Origin of the sequence: Massilia atriviolacea, assembly GCF_003953935.1 — a bacterium.
Lineage (GTDB): Bacteria > Pseudomonadota > Gammaproteobacteria > Burkholderiales > Burkholderiaceae_D > Telluria_A > Telluria_A atriviolacea.
Genome location: NZ_RXLQ01000005.1, coordinates 365,537 through 387,844 on the forward strand (window position 1 = coordinate 365,537; position 22,308 = coordinate 387,844).

Genomic DNA, 22,308 nt, shown 5'->3' on the forward strand with positions numbered 1-22,308 from the left:
AAGCAGCGACTATTTTCTGTGCGACAAAAATTGTTTCAGATTGTATGCGTTTTTCGGCTGCAGTTGATGAAATTTTTGAAATGAACTTGTCTGGAATGCCACACATGAACGATGCCCACGAAATCCAGCGCCGCCTGATCGAACTCGATGTGGAACATCGCGACCTGGATGCTGTCATAGACATGTTGACCCTGGACGGGCACCACGACCAGTTGCAGCTGCGCCGCCTCAAAAAGCGCAAATTGCAACTGAAAGACCATATTACCCTGTTGAAAATGCAATTGGTGCCCGATGTTCCGGCCTGATCCTTCTTCGCTTCACTGAAATGCCACTTTGACCGACCCTACACTGGCGCCCGTCGCGCCGCTTCACGCCGACGGCGAACCCGCCGCGCCGGCCCTGCCGGAAGGCAAACACGATGCCGAAGTCGACCGCCTGTTCAGCGCGGGCGGCCCGCTTGCGCCTTCCGTCGGCAGCTTCAGCCCGCGCCGCTCGCAGACCGAGATGGCCAAGTCGATCGCCCAGGCCATCGCCGACCAGAGCACCCTGATCGCCGAGGCCGGCACCGGCACCGGCAAGACCTTCGCCTACCTGGTCCCGGCGCTGCTGTGGGGCGGCAAGACCATCATTTCGACCGGCACCAAGAACTTGCAGGACCAGTTGTTCCTGCGCGACATACCGACCGTGCGCGCCGCGCTCAAGGCCCCGGTATCGGTGGCCCTGCTCAAGGGCCGTTCGAACTACGTCTGCCACTACCACCTGGAACGCACCCTGCAGAACGGGCGCATGACCTCGCGCGACGATGTCGGCAACCTGCGCGAAATCTCGCGCTTCATCAAGATGACCAGCTCGGGCGACAAGGCCGAACTGGCCAAGGTGCCCGAAAATGCGCAGATCTGGAACCTGGTCACCTCGACCCGCGACACCTGCATGGGCGCCGAGTGCCAGTACTACCAGGATTGCTTCGTGATGAAGGCGCGCCGCGAAGCCCAGCAGGCCGACGTGGTGGTGGTCAACCACCACCTGTTCTTCGCCGACGTGGCGCTGAAGGACACCGGCGTGGCCGAGCTGCTGCCCTCGGCCAATACCATCATCTTCGACGAAGCGCACCAGCTGCCCGACACGGCCACCCTGTTCTTCGGCCAGACCGTCTCCACCTCGCAGATCCTGGAACTGTGCCGCGACGTGCTGGCCGAGGGCCTGGCGCACGCGCGCGGCGGACCGGACTGGGCCAAGGTGGTGATGGTGGTGGAAAAGGCCGCGCGCGACCTGCGCCTGACTTTCCCGCAAGACATCATGCGCCTGTCGCTGGCGCAGATCATGCCGTCCTCCGATTTTTTCCCGGCCCTGAACACGCTCAAGGACAAGCTGGCCGAGATGATCGGCGTGCTCGAAGACCAGGCCGCGCGCGCCGAGACCATCGAACAGGTGCGCGTGCGCGCGGTCGAGCTGGCCGCCGCGCTGGACGGCTGGAAACAGGACGGCAAGGGTAAAGTGGTCGAAGGCGACCAGGCGGTGCTGTGGGTGGAAGCCTTTTCCTCGTCCCTGCAACTGCACAAGACGCCGCTGTCGATCGCGCCGATCTTCAACAACCAGCGCGAAGGCACGCCGCGCAGCTGGATCTTTACCTCGGCCACGCTGGCGGTCAAGAACGACTTCAAGCATTTCTCGAACCAGATGGGCCTGACCGGCGAGCCGGCCAAGACCTGGCCGAGTCCGTTCAACTACGAGCAGCAGGGCTTGCTGTACGTGCCGAACGGCTTGCCGGAACCGAATTCCTTCGGCTACACCGACGCCGTCATCGATTGCGCGCTGCCGGTGATCGAGGCGGCCGGCGGCCGCACCTTCTTCCTGTGCACCACGATCCGGGCGGTCAAGCAGGTGTCCGAACGCTTGCGCGACGAGTTCGCCAAGCGCGGGCTCGACTTCCCGCTGTTCGTGCAGGGCGAGCGCGGCCGCACCGAACTGCTCGACTCCTTCCGCAATGCCGGCAACGGCGTGCTGGTCGGCTCCCAGAGTTTCTGGGAAGGCGTGGACGTGCGCGGCGATGCGCTCTCGCTCGTCATCATCGACAAGCTGCCCTTCGCCCCGCCCGACGACCCGGTGCTGGCCGCGCGCATCGACGTCATGGAAAAGCAGGGCTTGAACGGCTTCATGCACCACACCCTGCCCGAGGCCATCATCAACCTCAAGCAGGGCGCGGGGCGCCTGATCCGCGACGAGACCGACCGCGGCGTGCTGATGATCTGCGACCCGCGCCTGATTTCCAAGTCCTACGGCAAGCGCGTGTGGCAGAGCCTGCCGTCGTTCAAGCGCACTCGCCTGCAGGAAGACGTGATCGCCTTTTTCAAACCGCCTCAAGAACCCCAGGACTAAGCCATGACCGTGCTGCGCTCGCTGATACTTTCCGCCTTGATGGGCACGACCCTGGCCGCCGGCGCCGCCGGCCAGGCGCCGGCCCGGGTTCCCGCGCCGCCGCCGCTGGCCGGCGCCGACAAAGCGGGCGCGAATCCCGCCGCGCAGCTGGCCCGGCTGGCCGAACGCTATTACGAAGAACAGGCGCGCTACGAGCCGGTCAACGCCACCTTCGCCGGCGACAACCGCTTCGACGACCTGCTGCCGATGACCATCGTGCCCTCGGTGCGCGCGCGCCAGTTCGCCATGCTGCACGAGGTGCGCAACGAGCTGGCCCGCATCGACCGCAGCAAGCTCGCTGCGCTCGACCTGACCACCTACGACATCCTCGGTTTCGAAGTCAATAACCTGCTGCGCTTCGAGCCGCTCAAGGATTACCTGCTGCCGATGAACCACATGGACAGCCTGCCCGTGCTGCTGGCCAATTTTGGCGCCGGCGACGGCGCGCAGCCGCTGGCCACCGTGGCCCAGCAGCAGGCTTACCTGAAGCGCCTGGCGGCGCTGCCGCAGTGGACCGACGCCGCCATCGCCAATATGCGTAGCGGCATCAAGCAGGGTGTGGTGCTGCCCAAGGCGCTGGTGCAGTCGCTGCTGCCGCAGATCAAGGCGCTGGCCGCCGCGACGGTCGACAGCAGCGCGTACGCGGCGCCGTCGCGCGCGCTGCCCGAGGCCTTTTCCAAGGGCGAGAAAGCGCGCCTGACGGGCGCCTACCGCGAAACCGTGCGGGTGCAGGTGCTGCCTTCGCTGCGCAAGCTGGCCGGCTTCCTGGAAACCGAGTACCTGCCGGCCGCGCGCGACACATCGGGCTGGGGCAGCCTGCCGGACGGCGGCAACTGGTACCGCGCCTGGGTGGCTTCGCAGACCACCAGCGCCCTGGCGCCGGAAGAAATCCACCGCATCGGGCTGGCCGAGATGGCGCGCATCAATGCCGAATTCGCCAAGCTGGCGCCCAAGCTCGGCTACACAGGGGCGCCGGCCGGCTTGCCGCGCTGGCTGGCGCAGCAAGCCAAATACCGTCCGTTCAAGACCGAGGAAGAGGTGCTGCAGGCTTACCGCGCGCTGAACGCGCGCATCCTGCCGATGCTGCCGCGCCTGTTCGCGACCCTGCCCAAGGCGCCGCTGGAGATCCGCGCCGAGCCGCCGCTGTCGCGCGATACCGCGTCCGACCATTACACGGCGGCGGCGGCGGACGGCTCGCGTCCCGGGATTTTCTGGGCCGTGATTCCCGATCCGGCCAGCTACGCCAGCACGCGCATGACCTCGCTGTTCCTGCACGAAGGCCATCCGGGCCACCACTTCCAGCTGTCCAAGCAGCAGGAACTGCCGATTCCCAAGTTCCGCAAATTCGGCGGCAACAACGCGTATATCGAAGGCTGGGCGCTGTACGCCGAATCGCTGGGCAAGGAAATGGGCCTGTACGACGATCCGAACGCCTACGCCGGCCACCTGATGCTCGACATGATGCGCGCCGCGCGCCTGGTGGTCGACACCGGCCTGCACGCCAAGGGCTGGACGCGCGAACAGACGATCCGCTTCCTGGTCGACGAGGCCGGCAATACGGAAGACGATGCGCGCAACGCGACCGAGCGCTACATGGCGTGGCCGGGCCAGGCGCTGGGCTACAAGGTGGGCGCCTTGAAGATCATGGAACTGCGCCAGCGCGCGCAGGCGGCGCTGGGCGAGAAGTTCAGCCTGGCGACATTCCATGACGCGGTGCTGTCCGACGGCACCTTGCCGCTGGCGCTGCTGGAGACCAAGATGAATGCCTGGATCGCCCGGCAGGCCCGCTAAGGGCGGCAGCTGTCACGTTTGCGGCAGGATCACCACTTTGCCGGTGACCTTGCGCGCCGCCATGTCGTTGAGCGCCTGGGCCGTCTGTTCCAGCGCGTAGCGCCCTGAAATGCGCGGCCGGATCTTGCCTTCGGCCAGCCATCCCATCAGTTCGCGCATGGCCGCCAGGTTGGCCTTCGGTTCGCGCTTGGCGAACTCGCCCCAGAATACGCCCATCAGCGAGGCGCCCTTGAGCAAGGTCAGGTTCAGCGGCAGCCTGGGGATCTCGCCGTTGGCAAAACCCACCACCAGGTAGCGCCCGCGCCAGCCGATCGAGCGGAAGGCCGGCTCGGCGTACACCCCGCCGACCGGGTCGTAGATCACGTCCGGACCCTTGCCGTCGGTGGCCGCCTTGATCGCTTCGCGCAAGTCCTGGGTGCTGTAGTTGATGGTGGCGTCGGCGCCGTGTTCGCGGCAGACCGCCAGCTTGTCGTCGCTCGACGCCGCCGCGATCACGCGCGCGCCCAGGGCCTTGCCGATTTCGATGGCGGCCAGCCCGACCCCGCCGGCCGCGCCCAGCACCAGCATGGTTTCGCCGGCCTTGAGCGCGGCGCGGTCGGCCACCGCGTGGTGCGAGGTGCCGTAGGTGAGGGTGATGGCGGCGGCGGTGTCGAAATCCATCCCGGGCGGCATCGGCATGACGGCCTGGGCCGGCACCACGATCTGCTGCGCGAACGCGCCCTGGGCGGAAAACGCGATCACGCGCTCGCCCACCCTGACGTTGGCCACGCCCTCGCCCAGCGCGGCGACCACGCCCGACAGTTCGCTGCCCGGGGTGAACGGCAGCTCCGGCTTGAACTGGTACTTGCCCTGGATGATCAGCACGTCGGGGAAGTTGCCCCCGGCCGCCTGCACATCGACCAGCACCTGGCCCGCTCCCGCCACCGGGGCGGCCAGTTGTTCCACTACCAGGCTGTCGGGCAGCCCCCACGCTTTGCAAACCACGGCTTTCATTGGTGTCTCCGATTGTTTTATTGAAAAATAGTACGACCGTTTGATTTTTGATTATGCCTGAATTTGCCGCGGGCGGGTGGGGCGCCGGGGAGGCTCGGCCGTTTGCGCGTGCGCAAGGCCGCGCCCGGCGTGCTTGTTACAGTCGACAGCGCGAGCGCGCAGTGGGACCACAGGACAGGAGGCTGACATGGCAATCCGTTACGGCTGTTTCTTCAGTTACGCCCACGGCCGCTATGAGCTGATGAACCGGTTCAAGGCTTCCCTGTCCGATGCCATCCGCTGCTATCTGGAACCCTATTTTGACAATGAAGAGGCCTTGTTCATTGACACTGAACAACTTGGCGGCGGGGACGACCTCGACCGCCGCATCGCGCGCGCCCTGTGCGAGAGCGTCACCATGATCGTGATCTACACCCCCAGGTACGAGGCGCACGGCTACACGCGGCGCGAGTTCGCCGCGATGCAGGCGATCGAGGCCGAGCGCAGCCAGTGGTATCCGATGCCCAGCCACCTGATCATCCCCGTGATCATGACCATGCACCCGGCGCGCCTGCCGCCGCAGATCGCCGCCTCGAGTTTTTACGTGGATTTTTCGCACTTCACGATGGCCACCGGCGACCTGAAGTCGCACCCGGATTTCCTGCCCGACATCAAGCGGATCGTGGACCGGATCGTCATCCATTATCAGTATCAAAAAAAGTACACCCCCGTGTGCCATGACTGCAACCAATTCGTGCTTCCCGCTGTCCCACCCGAGTGGCGCGATCTGCCGGATCTGTCTTTCCCGAAAAAATAAGAGGAGCAACATGGAAATCCAACGCCTTACCCTGCCGCCGCGTTCCGGTCCCGGCGACGTGACCACGTTCTACTCGTTCGAGAGCGCGAGCGCGCGCAGCGTGGCCTTGTCGACCATGGCGGTGCTGCTGGCCGGACGCCAGGACGCCACCGTGCCGGTGCTGATGATCGATTTCGACACCGTCTCGCCCGGCCTGCACCATGCGTTCGGGCTGGCCGGCGAGCGGCCAGGCCTGCTCGAATATTTCCAGGCCTGCCGCGAGCAGTTGCGCCTGCTCGGGCGCGGCCATCCGGTGCGCAGGTCGCAGGACGCCGACGAGCAGGACGACAACGCCCTGGCGCGCCAGGTGCTCGACGCGGTCGACTGGGAACCGTTCGTCGAGCGTGTCGACCTCAGCCGCCCGCTGTACCTGATGCGGGCCGGCAGCTTCGACGACAGCTACGGCGAGCGCGCCGACCGCTTCGACTGGGATGGCTTGTTCCAGCTCTGTCCGGCGCTGTTCCGCTGTTTCGCCGAGTTCATGACGCAGCGCTTCGCCCATGTGCTGGTGGACGCGCGCAGCGGACGTTCGGCCGAGGTCAGCATCTGCACCGCCTTGCTGCCGCGCCGGCTGGTGGCGCTGTTTACGCCGAGCCGGCGCAGCCTGGACGGCCTGGCCGGCGTGGTCACGCGCGCCATCGATTACCGCTGCAGCCACGAAGCCGAGCAGCGCCCCCTGATGGTGTACCCGCTGCCGGCCGCGATCGATAGCGCCGACAGCGCGCGCCGCCTGCTGTGGCGGCGCGGCGATCCGCACAAGGCCCTGGCCGGCTACCAGAGCGTGATCGAACAGTTGCTGCGCCAGTGTTACGGGGTCGCGCGCGTCTCGCTCGACAGCTATTTCGACGAAATCCAGCTGCCCCAGCTGCACGCCCTGGCCGATGCCGGGCCGCCGGCCCACGGCGGCGAACGCGACGCCGACCGCTTTTCGCTGGCGCGCACCTTCGACACCCTGCTCGACTGGTTCCTCGGTAACTATTTCCCCTGGCAATCGCATGCCGAAGTGCGCCTGGCCGCCGCCATCGGGGCGGCGCGCGCGCGGCTCGGCGGCGGACCCGACCTGGCGCTGTCGCTGCCGCTGGCGCGCGACCTGCACCAGCTCGGCCTGCTGTACCGGTGCGCCGGCCGCGCCGCCGACGCCATCGCCTGCCTCGAAGAAAGCATCCACCTGCGCCAGCGCCTGCTGGGCGACGACCATGCCGACACCCGCGCCGGCCGCGCCCAGCTGGCCACCCTGCTGGGCCAGGACGGGCGCCTGGCCGAGGCCGAGTTTCTGCAGGAATTGCTGCTCGACGATTGCGCGCGCCTGCTGGGGCCCGAACATCCGGACACCCTGGCGGCGCGCGCCGCCCTGGCCGCCACCCTGGCCCGGCGCGGCGATTTCGGACGCGCCCTGGCCCTGCACGAGCAAACCATCGACGCCAGCGAGCGCCTGTACGGCGCGGCCCACATGCACACCCTCGACCGCCTGGCCGAACAGGCGCGCACGCTGGCCCGGCACGGCGAACTGAGCCGTGCGCGCATGGTCTACGAGCGCGTGCTGGACGGGCGCGAACGCCTGCTCGGCGCCGAACACGAGCAATCGCTGCGCTGCGCCCAGGACCTGTCGACCCTGCTGCGCGAGCTGGGCGACCTGGGCAATGCGCGCAAGTTGCAGGAGGGCGTGCTGGCGGCGCGCGAGCGCCATGCCGGCCCCGACCATCCAGCGACGATGCAGGCGCGCGAATTGCTGGCCGAGATCATGGCCGCCCAGAGCGACCTGGCCGGCGTGCGCGAGATGCTCGAACTGGTGGCGCGCAGCCGCGAGCGCAGCCTGGGCGCCGGCCATCCGGATACCCTCAGCAGCCAGCTGCGGCTGGCCTCGACCCTGAGCGAGCAGGGCGACCTGGACGCGGCGCGCCGCCTGCGCCAGAAGCTGGCCGGCGCCGATCCGGACCCGGCCGGCGCCAGGCAGGGGCCGGCCGCGGCCACGGCGGCGCCGCGCCAGCCGGCCGAAGCGGGCCACGGCGGCGCGCGCCAGTTCGCGCCGCCCGGCACGCCCGGCGCGGCGCGCCTCGATGGCGGCGCGCGTCCGACCAGCATCCTCGACGCCCCGCCCGACAGCGGCGGGACCGATACCCTCAGCCACAAGCTGGCGCAGCTGCAGGAGCTGATCGACGGCTGCAGCGAACGCGAGGCGCGCGCGCTGGCCGACAGCCTGCGCAAGGCGGTGCTGCGGCGCCACGTGCCGCAGCCGCTGCGCAAGCGCGGCATGGCCCTGATCCGCCAGGTGTATATGCGCCACAACGACAAGGATGCCTTGCTGGCGCTTGCGCAGGACGAGGTGTCGTTCTTGCAGGAAGCGCTCAACGACGCGGTCGGCGGGCGCCCGGTGAGCGCCCAATAGCATAAAATGTTGGTGCCGGGACAGCGTGAGGCGCATGGCTTCGGTTAAAATCTGGGCATGAGAATTCTTATCAGCAATGACGACGGCTATCTCGCCCCCGGGATCCAGGCCTTGGCCGACGCGCTCGCGCCGGTGGCCGAGATCGTCGTCGTGGCGCCCGACAGCAACCGCTCCGGCGCCTCCAATTCGCTGTCGCTGGACCGCCCGCTGTCGGTGCAGAAGGCGGCCAACGGGTTTTACTTCGTCAACGGCACCCCGACCGACTGCGTGCACGTGGCCCTGACCGGGATGCTCGACTACCGGCCCGACCTGGTCGTCTCCGGCATCAACAACGGCCAGAACATGGGCGACGACACCCTGTATTCCGGCACCGTGGCGGCCGCCACCGAAGGTTATCTGTTCGGCATTCCGGCGATCGCCTTTTCCCAGGTCGCGCACGGCTGGGAACACATCGATTCGGCGGCCCGGCTGGCGCGCGACATCGTGCTGCGCCGCTTCGACGAATTGCCGGCGCCTTACCTGCTGAACGTGAATATCCCCAACCTGCCGTACGAAGCCCTGCGCATCGTGCGCGCCACCCGGCTCGGCAAGCGCCACCAGGCCGAGCCGGTGATCCGGGGGCGCGACCCGCGCGGGCGCGAGATTTTCTGGATCGGCCCGCCGGGCGCCACGCGCGACGCCGGCGAGGGCACCGATTTCCATGCCACCGCCCGCGGCGAAGTCTCGGTCACCCCGCTGCAGGTCGACCTGACCCACCGCGACCAGCTGGCGCTGCTCACGCGCGGATTGGCATGAGCGACAAGCCGGACAAGCGCAGCACCTTTCCGCTGCCGCTGTCGTCGGTGACCGGGAGCAAGCGCGCGGGTCCGGCGTTTCCTCCTGCCAAGGTGGCAACCCCGCAAACGGCCACCCGGAATGCCGCCGGCAGCGGCGTGCCGGGCGGCCCGGGCGGCCCGGGCGACACGCGCAGCTATGTGCCGCGCGTGGTGCTGCCGCCGGCCAAGCCGCATGGCGACGCCTACCAGCGCGCCCAGCCGCTGCCGGTGGCGGCGCCGCGCCCCGACACCGGCGTGTCGGACGCGATCCGGCGCGCCATGGTGGCGCGCGTGGCCAAGCAGGGCGTGCAGGACGGGGTGGTGCTGAAAGCGCTCGAAACCGTGCAGCGCCACCGCTTCATCGAACCGGCGCTGTCGGCCCAGGCCTATGTCGACGCCTCGCTGCCGATCGGCCACAACCAGACCATTTCGCGTCCCTACATCGTGGCGCGCATGCTCGAAGTACTGCGCAACGGCAACGCGCTGACCCGGGTGCTGGAGATCGGCACCGGCTGCGGCTACCAGGCGGCGGTGCTCTCGCATATCGCCAAGGATGTGTTTTCGGTCGAGCGCATCCGCCAGCTGCACGAGCTGGCCAAGACCAATCTGCGCCACCTGCGCATCGTGAACCTGCGCTTGCACTACGGAGATGGTATGCTAGGTTTGCCCCAGGCCGCCCCATTCGACGGTATCATTCTGGCTGCGGCCGGTCTGGAGGTGCCGCAGGCACTGCTGGAGCAGCTCAGCGTGGGTGGCCGCCTGGTCGCCCCGGTGGGCGCGCAGGTCCAGCATTTGCAGCTGATCACCCGCACCGGCAAGGCTGAATGGATGAGCGAGACCCTGGAAGGCTGCCACTTCGTGCCGCTGCGCCCGGGCACCGTTTAAGCGTCCGGCGCGCCTGCACCCTCCGGTGCGCGCCCCGCTGACAGAATACGACACACATGACATGAGAATGAAATACACAAGCCATCTTCCCCTGCTGTTCCTGACTCTCGGCCTGCTCAGCGCCTGTAATACCGCCCCCCGCCGCCCGGCGCCCGTGATCGACCGCCTGCCTGCCGCCGACAACCGCGCGCCGCGCCCGGCCGAGGACGCCAAGGATGAACGCGGCATGTATACCGTGCGCAAGGGCGACACCCTGATCCGCATCGCACTCGACCATGGCCAGAACTACCGCGACCTGGTGGAGTGGAACAAGCTGTCCAACCCGAACGACATCAAGGTCGACCAGGTCCTGCGCGTGCTGCCTCCGGACAGCGGCGCCAGCGCCGGCGCCGCCAGCGGCGGGGTCGTGACCAGCAAGATCGACATGCCGCCGCCGTCGGAACCGAAGGCGCCGCCGGCCCCGGTGGTGGTCAAAAAGACCACGCCGCGCGCCGACAAGCGTCCTTACAGCGATAACGCGCTGGCCGAGCTGCAAAAAGGCGAGGGCGGCGCGCCGGCCAGGCCGGAAGCGAAACCGGTCGAGAAACCGGAGCGCGATCCGCATCCGCCGGCCGTGACCGTCATTGCGCCGCCGGCCGTGACGGCGCCGCCGGCGGCCGCCAGCGACGAGGAAAAGCTGAGCTGGATGTGGCCGTCCGACGGCAAGATCGTCGCCACCTTCGATGAAGGCAAGAACAAGGGCATCGATATCGCCGGCAAGGCGGGCCAGCACGTGATGGCGGCCGGCGCCGGAAAAGTCATGTACGCCGGTAGCGGCATCCGCGGTTATGGTAATCTGGTGATTGTGAAGCACAGCAACAGCCTGCTGTCCGCCTACGCCCACAACCGCTCAATCGTGGTCAAGGAAGGCCAGAGCGTCAACAAGGGCCAGGTGATTGCGGAAATGGGCGATTCGGATGCCGATTCGGTCAAGCTGCACTTCGAGATCCGCCAGCAGGGCAAGCCGGTCGATCCTTCGCGTTTCCTGCCTAACCGCTGAGAAATTATCGCCGGACGAGCGCCGGCCCCGTGGATCCTTCATGACGCATTCGAGCTACCAGCAGGGCGACCGACCGGATCCGGATGATTTCCAGGACGATCCGGACGAGGCCGCGCTCGATCCGCCGCTCGATGCCGACATCGAGATCGATGCCGACGACGGCCCCGGCCCGGGCCCCGACGGCGGCGCGCCGGTGCCCGGCGCCGTGCTCGAAAGCGTCGACGAACTGAAGAAAGTGCTGGCGGCCGAGCTCTCGACCGATACCACCCAGCACTACCTGAACCAGATCGGCACGCGCGCGCTGCTGACCGCGCCGCAGGAAGTCCACTTCGCCACCCTGGCCAAGGCCGGCGACTTCGGCGCGCGCCAGACCATGATCGAACACAATCTGCGCCTGGTGGTGTCGATCGCCAAGCATTACATCAACCGCGGCGTGGTCCTGCTCGACATGATCGAGGAGGGCAACATCGGCCTGATGCGCGCCATCGACAAGTTCGAGCCCGAGCGCGGTTTCCGTTTTTCGACCTACGCCACCTGGTGGATCCGCCAGAGCATCGAGCGCGCCATCATGAACCAGGCGCGCACGGTGCGCCTGCCGGTGCACATGGTGCGCGAGCTGAACCAGATCCTGCGCGCCAAGTACCATCTCGAAGCCCAGCACCACGACGGCAAGGACGCCACCGCCGAAGACATCGCCCACCTGGTCGGGCGTCCGGTCGAGGAAGTGCAGGACATCCTGGCCCTGTCCGAGCACGCCACCTCGCTCGACGCCCCGCTCGACAACGATCCCCAGTCGAGCCTGATGGACATGCTGCCGGGCGACGCCGACGACAGCCCCGACGCCCGCGCCGAACACCACGAAATGACGGTGCTGGTGCGCGACTGGCTCACGCGCCTGCCGGACAAGCAGCGCATCGTCATCATGCGCCGTTTCGGGCTCGACAACGACGACCCGGCCACCCTCGAAACCCTGGCCGAAGAGATGGGCGTCACGCGCGAGCGGGTGCGCCAGATCCAGCAGGAAGCCCTGGTCAAACTGAAACGGGCGATGGCCGCCCGTGGCGTGGTGCGCGATTCCTTGCTATGATTCGCGCGGGCTGATCCGGCTGCGCGCCTCCTCCTTTTCCCCTTAATCCTCTTTCCGCACACGCCTTGCGCGTGTTTTTCGCCATGCAAGACACCATTCTCGACATCAAATCACTGGACATGGACGCCCGCGGCGTCGGCCACCTCGCCAACGAGGACGGTTCGCCGGGCAAGGTCATCTTCGTCGAGGGCGCTTTGCCGGGCGAACAGGTCGGCTTCCACACCTTTAAAAAGAAAAAGAACTGGGAAGCGGCGCGCATGACCGTGCTGCACAAGGCCTCGTCGATGCGCGTGACGCCGAAATGCCCGCATTTCGACAATTGCGGCGGCTGCTCGATGCAGCACCTGGAGCCGAGCGCCCAGGTGGCGATGAAGCAGCGTGTGCTGGAAGACAACCTGTGGCACATCGGCAAGGTCAAGCCGGGCAATGTGATGCGTCCGATGTACGGCCCGACCTGGGGCTACCGCTACCGCGCGCGCCTGTCGGTGCGCCATGTTGCCAAAAAAGATACGGTGCTGGTCGGCTTCCACGAGAAGCGCTCGGCCTTCGTGGCCGACATGAGCGACTGCAAGATCCTGCCGCCGCACGTGGCCGCCATGCTGCTGCCGCTGCGCGCGCTGGTGGGCGGCTTGTCGATCTTCGACCAGATGCCGCAGATCGAAATCGCGGTCGGCGAAGAAACCACGGCCATGGTGCTGCGCATCATGGCGCCCCTGACGGGCGCCGATGAAACCTTGCTGAAAAGTTTCGCCGACCAGTGGCAGATCCAGTGGTGGCTGCAGACCAAGGGGCCGGAAACGGCGGCGCCGTTCTATCCGCTCGACAAGGAGCTGTATTACACCTTGCCCGAGTTCGGCGTGAAGATGCCGTTCAAGCCGGTCGACTTTACCCAGGTCAACCACCACATCAACCGCGTACTGGTGGGCAAGGCGCTGAACCTGCTGGAGGTGCAGCCGGCCGACCGCGTGGCCGACCTGTTCTGCGGCCTGGGTAACTTTACCTTGCCGCTGGCCACCCAGGCGCGCGAAGTGGTCGGCATCGAAGGCAGCACCACCCTGACCGAACGGGCGCTGTCGAATGCGCGCGCCAACGGCCTGTCGGAGAAGACCAGTTTTTCGACGCGCAACCTGTTCGAGGTGACGGCCGAGGACCTGGTCGCGCTCGGCAAGTTCGACCGCATGCTGATCGACCCGCCGCGCGACGGCGCCATGGCGCTGGTGCAAGCCCTGGCCGCCCTCAGACTGAGCCACCCGGACATGATGCCCAAGCGCATAGTGTACGTCTCGTGCAGCCCGTCCACCCTGGCGCGCGACGCCGGCATCCTGACCCACGAAGCCGGCTACGAGCTGAGCAAGGCCGGCGTGGTCAATATGTTCCCGCACACCTCGCACGTGGAATCGATGGCAGTCTTTAACCTGGTGTAAACACCGGGCAGGGGAGGGCGCGCTGTTTGCTATAATGGGAATCATTCTCATTTCCGGCCGCGCGCCGCCGTGCGGCCTCCCAGAAGCGGCGCGGCTATGCAGCGTGGGTCGGAACGACCTTTTTCCAGCCGCCCGCCATCGTGTTCGAACGCTATCACCACGAGTTGCTCAATTTCCTGCATCGCCTGCTGGGCGACCGCCACGCCGCCGCCGACCTGGCCCAGGAAAGCTACGTCCGCGTGCTGCTGGCGCAGCAATCGGGGCGCGCCATCGCCAACGCCCGCGCGCTGCTGTACCGCACGGCGCGCAATCTGGTCATCGACACCCACCGGCGCGCCGGCGTACGCGGCCACGATGCGCTCGACGCCATCGCCGACCATGCCGGCCCGGTCCATCTCCAGCCCGATGAAGCGCTGGCCTCCGATCAGTCCGTGCAAGCCTACCTGCGGGCGATCGAGGACTTGCCGCCGCGCTGCCGCGAAGCCTTCATCCTGCACGTGTTCGACGACATGAGCCACAAGCAGATCGCCGAACGCATGGGGATTTCGGCCAGCATGGTGGAAAAGCACATCGTGCGCGGCATGCTGGCCTGCCGCGCCTGCGAACGGAGCGGCGCATGACGGCCGCCGGCGAGCGCATCGCGCGCGAGGCGGCCGCCTGGGCCGTGCGTGCCGGCGAAGGCGCGGACCAGGCCGCACTGGCCGCCTGGCTGGCCGCCGATCCGCGCCACCGCGCCGCGTACGAGGCCATGCGCGCCACCCTGCGCGGCGTGCGCGCCTTGCCGCCGTCGGCCGTGGCCGGCTTGCGCGCGGCGCTTCCCGCCGCCCCACCGGCGCCGCGCCGCAGCCTGGTGCTGCAAGCCTGTTGCGCCACGCTGGCGCTGGCCGTGGCCGGCGGCGGCTGGCTGGCCTGGGACCAGCGGCAGGGCCAGGCCAGCTTTAGCGCCTCGTATGCGACAACGCGCGGCCAGCAGCTGACGCAGGCGCTGCCCGACGGCAGCGTCATCGCGCTCGACACCGCCACCCGCATCGAGGTGCGCCTGTACCGCGACCGGCGCGAGGTGCTCCTGCACGAGGGCCAGGCCCTGTTTTCGGTGCGCCGCGACAGTGCGCGCCCCTTCCATGTCAGTGCCGGCGCCGCCCGCGTGACCGTGCTCGGCACCCGCTTCGCGGTGCGCCATACGCGCACCGGCCTGCAGGCGAACCGCGCCGCCGTGGCGGTCGAAGAAGGGCGGGTGCGGGTGCGCACCGGCGCCGGCCAGGAAACCGAGCTGGGCGCCGGGCAGGCCGTCAGCAGCGCCGCCGACGGCCGCCTCGGCGCCGTGGCCAGCGTCGCGCCGGGAGCGGTCGCGGCCTGGCGCGAAGGGCGCATCAGTTTCAGGAATACCCCGCTGGCGCTGGCCCTCGCCGAATTCGAACGCTACGGCCAGACCGGGCTGGTGGTGCGCGATCCGGCCGTGGCCGCGCTGCGCGTGGGCGGCAGTTACACGCTGCGGCAACTGCCGGCCTTTGCCGCCGCCCTGCCGGAAATCCTGCCGGTGCGCCTGGTGGCGCGCGGCGGCCATAGCGAGATCGTGGCGCGCGAAAAAAATTGAGAATAATTCTCATTCCGACGTGAGGATTTGCCGGCCTGCTGCGTCTTCCCCCACAGAACCATCTTTTTAACATCTGTCTGTGGAGTCAAGCTCATGCGCAAAGCGCGTTTCATCCCCCTTCCCCTGGCGTTCGCCACCTTGCTGTCGGCGACCGCCGTGGCGGCCCCGGCCCAGCCACCGGTGGCCGGTCCGGTACTGCGGCTCGACGTGGCCAGCCGGCCGCTCGGCGACGCCCTCAACGAACTGGCGCGCCAGGCCAGTTTGCAGCTCAGTTTCTCGCCCGCCCTGGTCGGCGGCAAGAGCGCGCCCGCCGTGAGCGGCCACTACACGGCGCAGCAGGCGCTCGACCGCTTGCTGCAGGGGAGCGGCCTGGCCGGCAAGGTGGAGCAGGGCGCGGTGGTGATCCGCCCGGCGCCCGGCGCCCCCGCGCCGGTGCTGATGCAGGAATTGACGGTCAGCGCCGCGCCGCTGGCGGAGCCGGCGCAGGCGCGCGAACGCGGTTACCGGGTGCGCCGTTCGGCCGCCTCGGGTTTCCGCGAGCAGGCGCTGCTCGACACGCCGTTTTCGGTGAGCGCCTTTTCGGCCGAACTGATCCAGGACCAGCAAGCCAAGTCGCTGGCCGACGTGGTCAAGAACGATCCCTCGGTCACCCTGGCCTCGGACCCGATGTGGTTCGACCGGGTGATGGTGCGCGGCTTTTACCTGGGCGTCGACGCGGTCAAGCGCGATGGCCTGACCATCAACGACCAGGGCTCGATCGCGCTCCAGAACAAGGCCTCGGTGGAGATCGCCAAGGGCTTGTCGGCCCTGCGCCATGGCCTGACCTCGCCCGGCGGCGTGGTCAACTACATCGTCAAGCGCCCCGGTGCCGAGAACCTGTCGCGCCTGACCCTGTCGGGCAGCGACGACGGCGCGCTGGGCGCCCACGCCGACCTCGGACGGCGCTTCGGCCAGGACCAGCAGGTCGGGGTGCGCGTGAATGCCTCGGCCGACAAGCTCGACAACCACGTGCCCGGTTACCGGGGCGACAGGCAGTTCCTGAGCGGCGCCTTTGAATGGCAGGCCAGCGACGCGCTGCTGCTGGAAGCCGATGTCGAGCACCAGCGTTCCGAAAAGCAGGCTCCCGGTTCGCCCAACATCCTGTGGTGGAACACCCTGGCCGAGGCGCGCGCCGCCTTTGCGCGCCTCGATGCGCGCAGCTATGCGGCGCAGGACTGGGCGGTCGAGCCGAACCGGCAAACCTACCTCGGCGCGCGCGCCACCTATCAGATGGGCGAGCAGTGGAAGCTGCAACTGGCCGGCCACCGCGCCAAGCTGGCGCGCGACCAGCGCTCGATCAACCCGCGCGCCATGCGCCCGAACGGCGAGTACGACGCCAGCCTGTACTTCAGTCCCGGCCAGGAGCGCAACAACACCAGCCTGCAACTGGTGCTGGAGGGCGATCTGCGCAGCGGAGCGCTGGCGCATGCGCTGGCGCTCGGCGTCGACTCGGTGCGGCGCGACATGCTGTACGGCGACGGCTTCTCGGGACCGGTCGGGCAGGGCAATCTGTTCACCCCGCGCCCGATCGCCGTCCCGGCACCGCAGGTGGGCCCGTCCTACCTGGCCAACCGGGCCGACCAGCGCGCCGTGTTCGCCACCGACACCATCAGCCTGGGCGCCCAATGGCAGCTCTTCGGCGGCCTGCGCCACACCCGCATCGATATCCACGGCGGCGACGCCAAGGGCGTGCTGCGCAAGACCTACGACAAGGCCGCCACCACGCCGGCCCTCGGGCTGCTGTTCAAGCCGGTCCCCGGGATGTCGCTGTACGCCAGCTACGCCGAGGGCCTGGAGCAGGGCGGCACCGCGCCGCTCGGCAGCAGCAACCAGAACCAGGTCATGAATCCGATCGACAGCCGCCAGGTCGAGCTCGGCGCCAAGGCCGAGCTCGGCGGCGCCTTGCTCACCGGCGCGCTGTTCCGGATCGACAAGGGCCTCGAATATACCAATGCCGACAAGCTGTACGTGCAGGACGGCAGCCAGCTGCACCAGGGCGCGGAAGTGACGCTGGGCGGGCCGCTGACGCGCAATCTGCGCCTGCTGGCGGGCGCGGCCTGGCTCAAGGCGCGCGTCGACAGGACGGCCAACCTCAGCCTGATCGGCAAACGGCCGCAGGGCGTGCCGGCCTGGCAGGCCAATCTGTTTGCCGACTACGCGCTGACGGCGCTGGCGCAGGGCTTGTCGCTCAATGGCGGTGTTTACTACGGCGGCAAGAAGGCGGTCGACCTGCAGAACAGCTGGATGGCGAGCGCCTATGTGCGCCTGGATGCCGGGGTGCGCTACGAGCAGGCACTGGCGGCGAACCGGCGCCTGGTGTATCGCCTGACGCTCGAGAACCTGGCGGACAAGCGCTACCTGGCCAATACCAACGGCGGCGCCCTGACCTTCGGCACGCCGCGCAGCGCCCGGGCGTCGCTGGCGATGGACTTCTGAGCGGCAGCGCCCGCAGTGGCGCGGACGTAAAAAAACCGGCCCGCGGGCCGGTTTTTTATTGCCGGGCGATTAACGCTTATTCGCGTTCGCCGCCCAGGCCCAGCAGGGCCAGCAGGTTCTGGAAGATGAAGTACACGTTCAGGTACAGGCTCAGCGTGGCGCTGATGTAGTTGGTTTCGCCGCCGTTCACGATGCGCTGCACGTCATACAGGATGTATGCCGAGAAAATCGCGATCGCGATCACCGAGATCGCCAGCCACAGGGCAGGCATCTGGAAGATGAAGTTGGCCAGGGTTGCCAGGATCAGCACCATGACGCCGGCGAACAGCCATTTGCCCAGCATCGAGAAGTCGCGCTTGCTCACGGTGGCGATACTGGCCAGTACCGCGAAGATGCTGGCGGTGCCGCCGAAGGCCATCATGATCAGGGTGCCGCCGTTGGAAAAGCCCAGGGTGCGGCTCAGCAGCGGGGTCAGCCAGAGGCCCATGAAGAAGGTGAAGCCGAGCAGCACCACCACGCCCATCGCGGTTTGCTTGGTTTTTTCGATGGCGTAGATGAACCCCCACGACATCGCCAGGAACAGCACGAAGCCGAAGATGCCGCGTGGCACCGGAATATGGAACATCACACCCAGGGCGGCGCCGAGCACCGTCGGAATCATCGACAGGGCCAGTAGCCAGTAAGTATTGCGCAGTACGCGGTGACGTACTTCCTGGCGTCCCGCCAGGTCATAGTCTTGCAAGCTGATTGACATAGTGCCTCCGATTGATAAAAAGTAACGCTCGCTAAAAGAATAGCACAGCGCGGGAAAAACGCGCAGAATCGCGCATGCGCCCGCGAAGTTTTACAAGCGCCACTCTATCACTTCTGCGGATCGCCGTGCAATATCCCTCTGAAAGGGGTGTTGTATGGTAAAATCGAAGGTTGATTGGGTCTCATAACTCAACATTAAACCTTTCTTTTTATTGGAGTTTTTACAAATGGCAATCGAACGCACCCTGTCGATCATCAAACCAGACGCAGTTGCAAAAAACGTCATCGGGCAAATCTACAGCCGCTTTGAAGGCGCTGGCCTGAAAATCGTCGCAGCACGCATGATGCACCTGTCGCGCGCCGAAGCCGAAGGCTTCTACGCCGTGCACGCCGCACGTCCATTCTTCAAGGACCTGGTCGACTTCATGATCTCGGGTCCAGTCATGGTGCAAGCGCTCGAAGGCGAAAACGCCATCGCCAAGCACCGCGACCTGATGGGCGCGACCGATCCGAAGAAAGCTGAAAAAGGCACCATCCGCGCCGATTTCGCCGATTCGATCGATGCCAACGCCGTTCACGGTTCCGACGCCGCCGAAACCGCCGCTGTGGAAATCGCTTACTACTTCCCAGCGCTGAACGTGTACTCCCGTTAATCAGTCACCCGTGACTGTTTGACCCGCATCACACCGCCTGTCCGGTTCGCCGGGCGGGCGGGGCGCTCCCGGAGCGCCCTGCTCAAGACCATTTTGACCTGACTCAATAAAGAATACTATGACGACTCTCACCAACCTGCTGGACTTCGATCCCGCGCAACTCGTCGCTTACTGCGCCGACTTGGGTGAGAAGCCGTTCCGTGCCAAGCAGCTGCAACGCTGGATCCACCAGTTCGGCGCCAGCGAGTTCGACACCATGACCGACCTGGCCAAGTCGCTGCGCGACAAGCTGGCCACGCGCGCCGAAATCCGCGCGCCGGCCATCATCAGCGACCACACGTCGCTCGATGGCACGCGCAAGTGGCTGGTCGACGTCGGCAATGGCAACGCGGTCGAAACCGTGTTCATCCCGGAAGAAAACCGCGGCACCCTGTGCATTTCCACCCAGGCCGGCTGCGCCGTGAACTGCCGTTTCTGCTCGACCGGCAAGCAGGGCTTCAACCGCAACCTGACCGTGGCCGAAATCATCGGCCAGCTGTGGATGGCCGAATTCGAACTGCGCCGCACCAAGGGCACCGAACCGGGCCCCAAGGGCGAGCGCCAGATCACCAACGTGGTGATGATGGGCATGGGCGAGCCCCTGCTCAATTTCGAGCCGACCGTCACCGCCCTCAAGCTGATGCTCGACGACAACGCCTACGGCCTGTCGCGCCGCCGCGTGACCCTGTCGACCTCGGGCGTGGTGCCGATGATGGACAAGCTGTCGCAGGAAGTGCCGGTGGCGCTGGCGGTCTCGCTGCACGCCTCAAACGACGCCCTGCGCGACGGCTTGATTCCGCTGAACAAAAAATACCCGCTGCGCGAGCTGATGGCCGCCTGCCGCCGCTATCTCGCATTCGCCCCGCGCGATTTCATTACCTTCGAATACTGCATGCTCGACGGCGTCAACGACAGCGACGAGCATGCGCGCGAACTGCTGGCCCTGGTCAACGACCCTGTGGTCGGGGTGTCGTGCAAATTCAACCTGATCCCCTTCAATCCTTTCCCTGAGTCCGGCCTGTTGCGCTCGAAGAATCCGCGCATCAAGTCGTTCGCCCAGGTGCTGATCGACGGCGGCCTGGTGACCACCATCCGAAAAACCCGCGGCGACGATATCGACGCCGCCTGCGGCCAGTTGGCCGGCGAAGTGCAAGACCGTACCCGCGTACAGGAGCGCATGGAAAAAATGGCTGAATACCAGAAAAAGTTCGGCGCCGATTTCGGGCGCATCGTGGAGATTCCTTCTTGAGCGCGCGCCTGCACCGCCTGCTGGCGCTGGCCGTCGTGGCCGCGGCCCTGTCGGCCTGTTCGACCACCAGCGTGACGCGCAACGCCACGGCCGAGGCGACCGGCCTGCAGGGCAGCACCACGGAACTGAAGACCGCGTCCGACCAGACCAGCAAGGACAAGCGGGCCGGCATCCGCATGCAGCTGGCCATCGGCTATTATCAGGAAGGCAACTACACGGTGGCCCTCGACGAGATCAAGCAAGCCATCGCCATCGATCCCGAGATGGCCGACGCCTACAGCGTGCGCGCGCTGATCTACACCGCCATGGGCGAAGACATCCTGGCCGAAGAAAACTACCAGCGCGCGATGCGCCTGGCGCCGCGCAATCCCGAACTGAACAACAACTACGGCTCCTTCCTGTGCCAGACCGAGCGCTACGCGCCGGCCATCGCCCAGTTCGAAATCGCCCTGAGAAACCCCATGTACCAGTCGCCGGTCAAGGCCCTGGTCAATGCGGGCGCATGCAGCATCAAGCAAAAGAATTACGACGCGGCCGAGCGCTACCTGCTGCAGGCCCTGCGTCTCGAGCCCGACCTGCTGCCGGTGCAATCCGGTCTGGCGCGGGTCTATTACGAGCGGCGCGACTATGTGCGCGCCGGAGATTATATCAACCGTGTGAAAGCGGTCGCGAAACTGGACAGCCTGCCCGCCGATGTGCTCTGGCTGGCCATCCGCGTCGAACGCAAGCTGGGCGACAAGGCCTCGGAGACGAGCCTGGCGACGCAACTGCGCCGGCGCCACCCCGGTTCGCCCGAGTTCGCAGCCTTCCAGCGCGGTGCATTTGATGAGTGAGACAGGATCGACAATGAGTTCAGAGTGGGCAGAACAAGCGGCACCGGGCGCCGGCAACAACGCCGCCAACCACGGTTTGCCGGGCAAGGCCCTGGCCGCCCAGCGTGAAGCGATGGGCTGGACGGTGGAACAGGTCGCCGACCAGCTGAAGATGGCCGTGCGCCAGGTCACGGCGCTGGAAGCGGGCGACTACGCCAACCTGCCGGGACCGGCCGTGGTGCGCGGTTTCGTGCGCGCCTACGCCAAGGTCGTCAAGCTCGACGCGGCGCCGCTGGTGGCCATGATTTCGCTGGATACGCCCGAGCTGGCCGAACCGGGCAACCGCACCGTGCGGCGCGACAAGCCCGCCACCTTTTCCGAAGTGCGCTTCCCGACCAACGGCAAGCGCTCCGGCCTGCCGCTGGGCCTGATCGGCGCGGCCGTGCTGCTGGTGGCCGCCGCCGCCGGCGCCTGGCAGTTCGGCCTGGTGCCGGCCTCGCTGCTGGGCGCGGCCGGCCAGGCGACTCCCGCCGCCGCCGCCGGTTCGCAGGCGAGCGTGACGGTGCTGCCGGCGCCGCTGGCGGGCGACAAGCCTGCCGCCGCGCCGGCGCCGCTGGAAACGACCCTGGTCAAGCCCGACGAGCGCAAGCCGGTCGTTGCCGCGGCGCCGCCGCTGGTGTCGGTGCTGCCGCCGGCAGGCTCGACGCCGGCCGCTGCCGCTGGGGCGGCGACCACCGCGCCGGCCGCCGCCGCTGGGGCGGCGACGACCGCGCCTGCCGCCGCCGCTGGGACGGCGACCACCGCGCCCGCCGCCGTAGCGGGCAGCAATCCCCTGGTGCTGAACGTGCGCGACGATTCCTGGATCGAAGTGCGGCGCGCCAAGGGTGCGCCTTTGCTGTCGCGCCTGGTCAAGGCCGGTACCGTGGAAACGGTCGACATCAGCGAACCGGTCACCCTGGTCGTCGGCAAGCCGGGCGGCGTTTCCGCCACCCTGCGCGGCGAGGCGGTCGCCCTGCCGGACAACGGCCGCGCCGCAAAAGTCAAACTCAAGTAATAGGTCTTC

The 22,308-nt window shown here is 67.4% G+C and carries 19 protein-coding genes; 17 read left to right on the forward strand and 2 right to left on the reverse strand.

Annotation, left to right across the window (positions count from 1 at the left end):
* The first annotated feature begins 104 nt into the window (after positions 1 to 104).
* The 3 genes from EJB06_RS12090 to EJB06_RS12100 are packed head-to-tail and all read left to right on the forward strand — an operon-like array spanning position 105 to position 4,206.
* Positions 105 to 305: a YdcH family protein gene (locus tag EJB06_RS12090; RefSeq protein WP_126074265.1), complete on the forward strand. Its 201-nt coding sequence runs from the start codon at positions 105 to 107 to the stop codon at positions 303 to 305.
* Positions 306 to 348: 43 nt separating this feature from the next.
* A complete protein-coding gene (gene yoaA, locus EJB06_RS12095; RefSeq protein WP_229427047.1) occupies positions 349 to 2,376 on the forward strand; it encodes a DNA repair helicase YoaA in 2,028 nt (675 codons plus the stop codon).
* Between the two features lie 3 nt (positions 2,377 to 2,379).
* Positions 2,380 to 4,206 carry a DUF885 domain-containing protein gene (locus tag EJB06_RS12100; protein ID WP_229427039.1) on the forward strand — a complete coding sequence of 609 codons (1,827 nt, stop codon included), beginning with the start codon at positions 2,380 to 2,382 and terminating at the stop codon, positions 4,204 to 4,206.
* A 12-nt stretch (positions 4,207 to 4,218) separates the two neighbouring features.
* Here the strand turns inward: EJB06_RS12100 and EJB06_RS12105 are convergent, their stop codons facing one another.
* Positions 4,219 to 5,199 carry an NADPH:quinone oxidoreductase family protein gene (locus EJB06_RS12105; protein WP_126074267.1) on the reverse strand — a complete coding sequence of 327 codons (981 nt, stop codon included), beginning with the start codon at positions 5,197 to 5,199 and terminating at the stop codon, positions 4,219 to 4,221.
* A 187-nt stretch (positions 5,200 to 5,386) separates the two neighbouring features.
* Between EJB06_RS12105 and EJB06_RS12110 the strand changes: the two genes are divergently transcribed.
* The 10 genes from EJB06_RS12110 (at position 5,387) to EJB06_RS12155 (ending at position 17,739) form a co-directional block, all read left to right on the forward strand.
* Entirely contained in the window at positions 5,387 to 5,995 is a 609-nt protein-coding gene (locus EJB06_RS12110) for a toll/interleukin-1 receptor domain-containing protein (RefSeq protein ID WP_126074268.1), read from the forward strand.
* Positions 5,996 to 6,005: 10 nt separating this feature from the next.
* Positions 6,006 to 8,420, forward strand: coding sequence for a tetratricopeptide repeat protein (locus EJB06_RS12115; protein ID WP_126074269.1), 2,415 nt, complete (start codon positions 6,006 to 6,008; stop codon positions 8,418 to 8,420).
* Between the two features lie 57 nt (positions 8,421 to 8,477).
* Complete coding sequence (gene surE, locus EJB06_RS12120; protein WP_126074270.1) at positions 8,478 to 9,215, forward strand: 5'/3'-nucleotidase SurE; 738 nt, start codon at positions 8,478 to 8,480, stop codon at positions 9,213 to 9,215.
* Entirely contained in the window at positions 9,212 to 10,120 is a 909-nt protein-coding gene (locus tag EJB06_RS12125) for a protein-L-isoaspartate(D-aspartate) O-methyltransferase (protein ID WP_126074271.1), read from the forward strand. Before surE ends, EJB06_RS12125 begins: the two co-directional genes overlap by 4 nt.
* A 67-nt stretch (positions 10,121 to 10,187) precedes the next feature.
* Positions 10,188 to 11,159, forward strand: coding sequence for a peptidoglycan DD-metalloendopeptidase family protein (locus EJB06_RS12130; protein WP_126074272.1), 972 nt, complete (start codon positions 10,188 to 10,190; stop codon positions 11,157 to 11,159).
* A gap of 40 nt (positions 11,160 to 11,199) precedes the next feature.
* Complete coding sequence (gene rpoS, locus EJB06_RS12135; RefSeq protein WP_126074273.1) at positions 11,200 to 12,246, forward strand: RNA polymerase sigma factor RpoS; 1,047 nt, start codon at positions 11,200 to 11,202, stop codon at positions 12,244 to 12,246.
* An 83-nt stretch (positions 12,247 to 12,329) separates the two neighbouring features.
* Positions 12,330 to 13,670 (forward strand): 23S rRNA (uracil(1939)-C(5))-methyltransferase RlmD, encoded by a 1,341-nt coding sequence (gene rlmD / locus EJB06_RS12140; protein WP_126074274.1) that lies wholly within the window; start codon positions 12,330 to 12,332, stop codon positions 13,668 to 13,670.
* 140 nt (positions 13,671 to 13,810) lie between these two features.
* Positions 13,811 to 14,290 (forward strand): sigma-70 family RNA polymerase sigma factor, encoded by a 480-nt coding sequence (locus EJB06_RS12145; RefSeq protein WP_126074275.1) that lies wholly within the window; start codon positions 13,811 to 13,813, stop codon positions 14,288 to 14,290.
* Entirely contained in the window at positions 14,287 to 15,264 is a 978-nt protein-coding gene (locus EJB06_RS12150) for a FecR family protein (RefSeq protein WP_126074276.1), read from the forward strand. Before EJB06_RS12145 ends, EJB06_RS12150 begins: the two co-directional genes overlap by 4 nt.
* Positions 15,265 to 15,357: 93 nt before the next feature.
* Complete coding sequence (locus EJB06_RS12155) at positions 15,358 to 17,739, forward strand: TonB-dependent siderophore receptor (RefSeq protein ID WP_126074277.1); 2,382 nt, start codon at positions 15,358 to 15,360, stop codon at positions 17,737 to 17,739.
* A 76-nt stretch (positions 17,740 to 17,815) separates the two neighbouring features.
* On the opposite strand, the gene EJB06_RS12160 is transcribed toward EJB06_RS12155, so the two are convergent.
* Positions 17,816 to 18,493, reverse strand: coding sequence for a Bax inhibitor-1 family protein (locus tag EJB06_RS12160; protein ID WP_126074278.1), 678 nt, complete (start codon positions 18,491 to 18,493; stop codon positions 17,816 to 17,818).
* A gap of 226 nt (positions 18,494 to 18,719) precedes the next feature.
* On the opposite strand from EJB06_RS12160, the gene ndk reads away from it, so the two are divergent.
* From ndk to EJB06_RS12180, 4 genes are all read left to right on the forward strand, one after another.
* Positions 18,720 to 19,145: a nucleoside-diphosphate kinase gene (gene ndk, locus EJB06_RS12165; RefSeq protein WP_126074279.1), complete on the forward strand. Its 426-nt coding sequence runs from the start codon at positions 18,720 to 18,722 to the stop codon at positions 19,143 to 19,145.
* 118 nt (positions 19,146 to 19,263) lie between these two features.
* Positions 19,264 to 20,433: a dual-specificity RNA methyltransferase RlmN gene (gene rlmN / locus EJB06_RS12170; protein ID WP_126074280.1), complete on the forward strand. Its 1,170-nt coding sequence runs from the start codon at positions 19,264 to 19,266 to the stop codon at positions 20,431 to 20,433.
* Positions 20,430 to 21,266 (forward strand): type IV pilus biogenesis/stability protein PilW, encoded by an 837-nt coding sequence (gene pilW / locus EJB06_RS12175; protein WP_229427040.1) that lies wholly within the window; start codon positions 20,430 to 20,432, stop codon positions 21,264 to 21,266. The genes rlmN and pilW overlap by 4 nt, the downstream gene beginning before the upstream one ends.
* Before the next feature lie 13 nt (positions 21,267 to 21,279).
* Positions 21,280 to 22,299 carry a helix-turn-helix domain-containing protein gene (locus EJB06_RS12180; RefSeq protein ID WP_126074281.1) on the forward strand — a complete coding sequence of 340 codons (1,020 nt, stop codon included), beginning with the start codon at positions 21,280 to 21,282 and terminating at the stop codon, positions 22,297 to 22,299.
* Positions 22,300 to 22,308: the final 9 nt, after the last annotated feature.

What these genes read in the sequence shown, in the direction of transcription:
- EJB06_RS12090 (WP_126074265.1), top strand. Translation starts at nt 105, where the DNA reads ATGAACGATGCCCACGAAATCCAGCGCCGCCTGATCGAACTCGATGTG.
- EJB06_RS12100 (WP_229427039.1), top strand. Translation starts at nt 2,380, where the DNA reads ATGACCGTGCTGCGCTCGCTGATACTTTCCGCCTTGATGGGCACGACC.
- EJB06_RS12105 (WP_126074267.1), bottom strand. Translation starts at nt 5,199, where the DNA reads ATGAAAGCCGTGGTTTGCAAAGCGTGGGGGCTGCCCGACAGCCTGGTA.
- EJB06_RS12110 (WP_126074268.1), top strand. Translation starts at nt 5,387, where the DNA reads ATGGCAATCCGTTACGGCTGTTTCTTCAGTTACGCCCACGGCCGCTAT.
- EJB06_RS12115 (WP_126074269.1), top strand. Translation starts at nt 6,006, where the DNA reads ATGGAAATCCAACGCCTTACCCTGCCGCCGCGTTCCGGTCCCGGCGAC.
- surE (WP_126074270.1), top strand. Translation starts at nt 8,478, where the DNA reads ATGAGAATTCTTATCAGCAATGACGACGGCTATCTCGCCCCCGGGATC.
- EJB06_RS12125 (WP_126074271.1), top strand. Translation starts at nt 9,212, where the DNA reads ATGAGCGACAAGCCGGACAAGCGCAGCACCTTTCCGCTGCCGCTGTCG.
- EJB06_RS12130 (WP_126074272.1), top strand. Translation starts at nt 10,188, where the DNA reads ATGAAATACACAAGCCATCTTCCCCTGCTGTTCCTGACTCTCGGCCTG.
- rpoS (WP_126074273.1), top strand. Translation starts at nt 11,200, where the DNA reads ATGACGCATTCGAGCTACCAGCAGGGCGACCGACCGGATCCGGATGAT.
- rlmD (WP_126074274.1), top strand. Translation starts at nt 12,330, where the DNA reads ATGCAAGACACCATTCTCGACATCAAATCACTGGACATGGACGCCCGC.
- EJB06_RS12150 (WP_126074276.1), top strand. Translation starts at nt 14,287, where the DNA reads ATGACGGCCGCCGGCGAGCGCATCGCGCGCGAGGCGGCCGCCTGGGCC.
- EJB06_RS12155 (WP_126074277.1), top strand. Translation starts at nt 15,358, where the DNA reads ATGCGCAAAGCGCGTTTCATCCCCCTTCCCCTGGCGTTCGCCACCTTG.
- EJB06_RS12160 (WP_126074278.1), bottom strand. Translation starts at nt 18,493, where the DNA reads ATGTCAATCAGCTTGCAAGACTATGACCTGGCGGGACGCCAGGAAGTA.
- ndk (WP_126074279.1), top strand. Translation starts at nt 18,720, where the DNA reads ATGGCAATCGAACGCACCCTGTCGATCATCAAACCAGACGCAGTTGCA.
- rlmN (WP_126074280.1), top strand. Translation starts at nt 19,264, where the DNA reads ATGACGACTCTCACCAACCTGCTGGACTTCGATCCCGCGCAACTCGTC.
- EJB06_RS12180 (WP_126074281.1), top strand. Translation starts at nt 21,280, where the DNA reads ATGAGTTCAGAGTGGGCAGAACAAGCGGCACCGGGCGCCGGCAACAAC.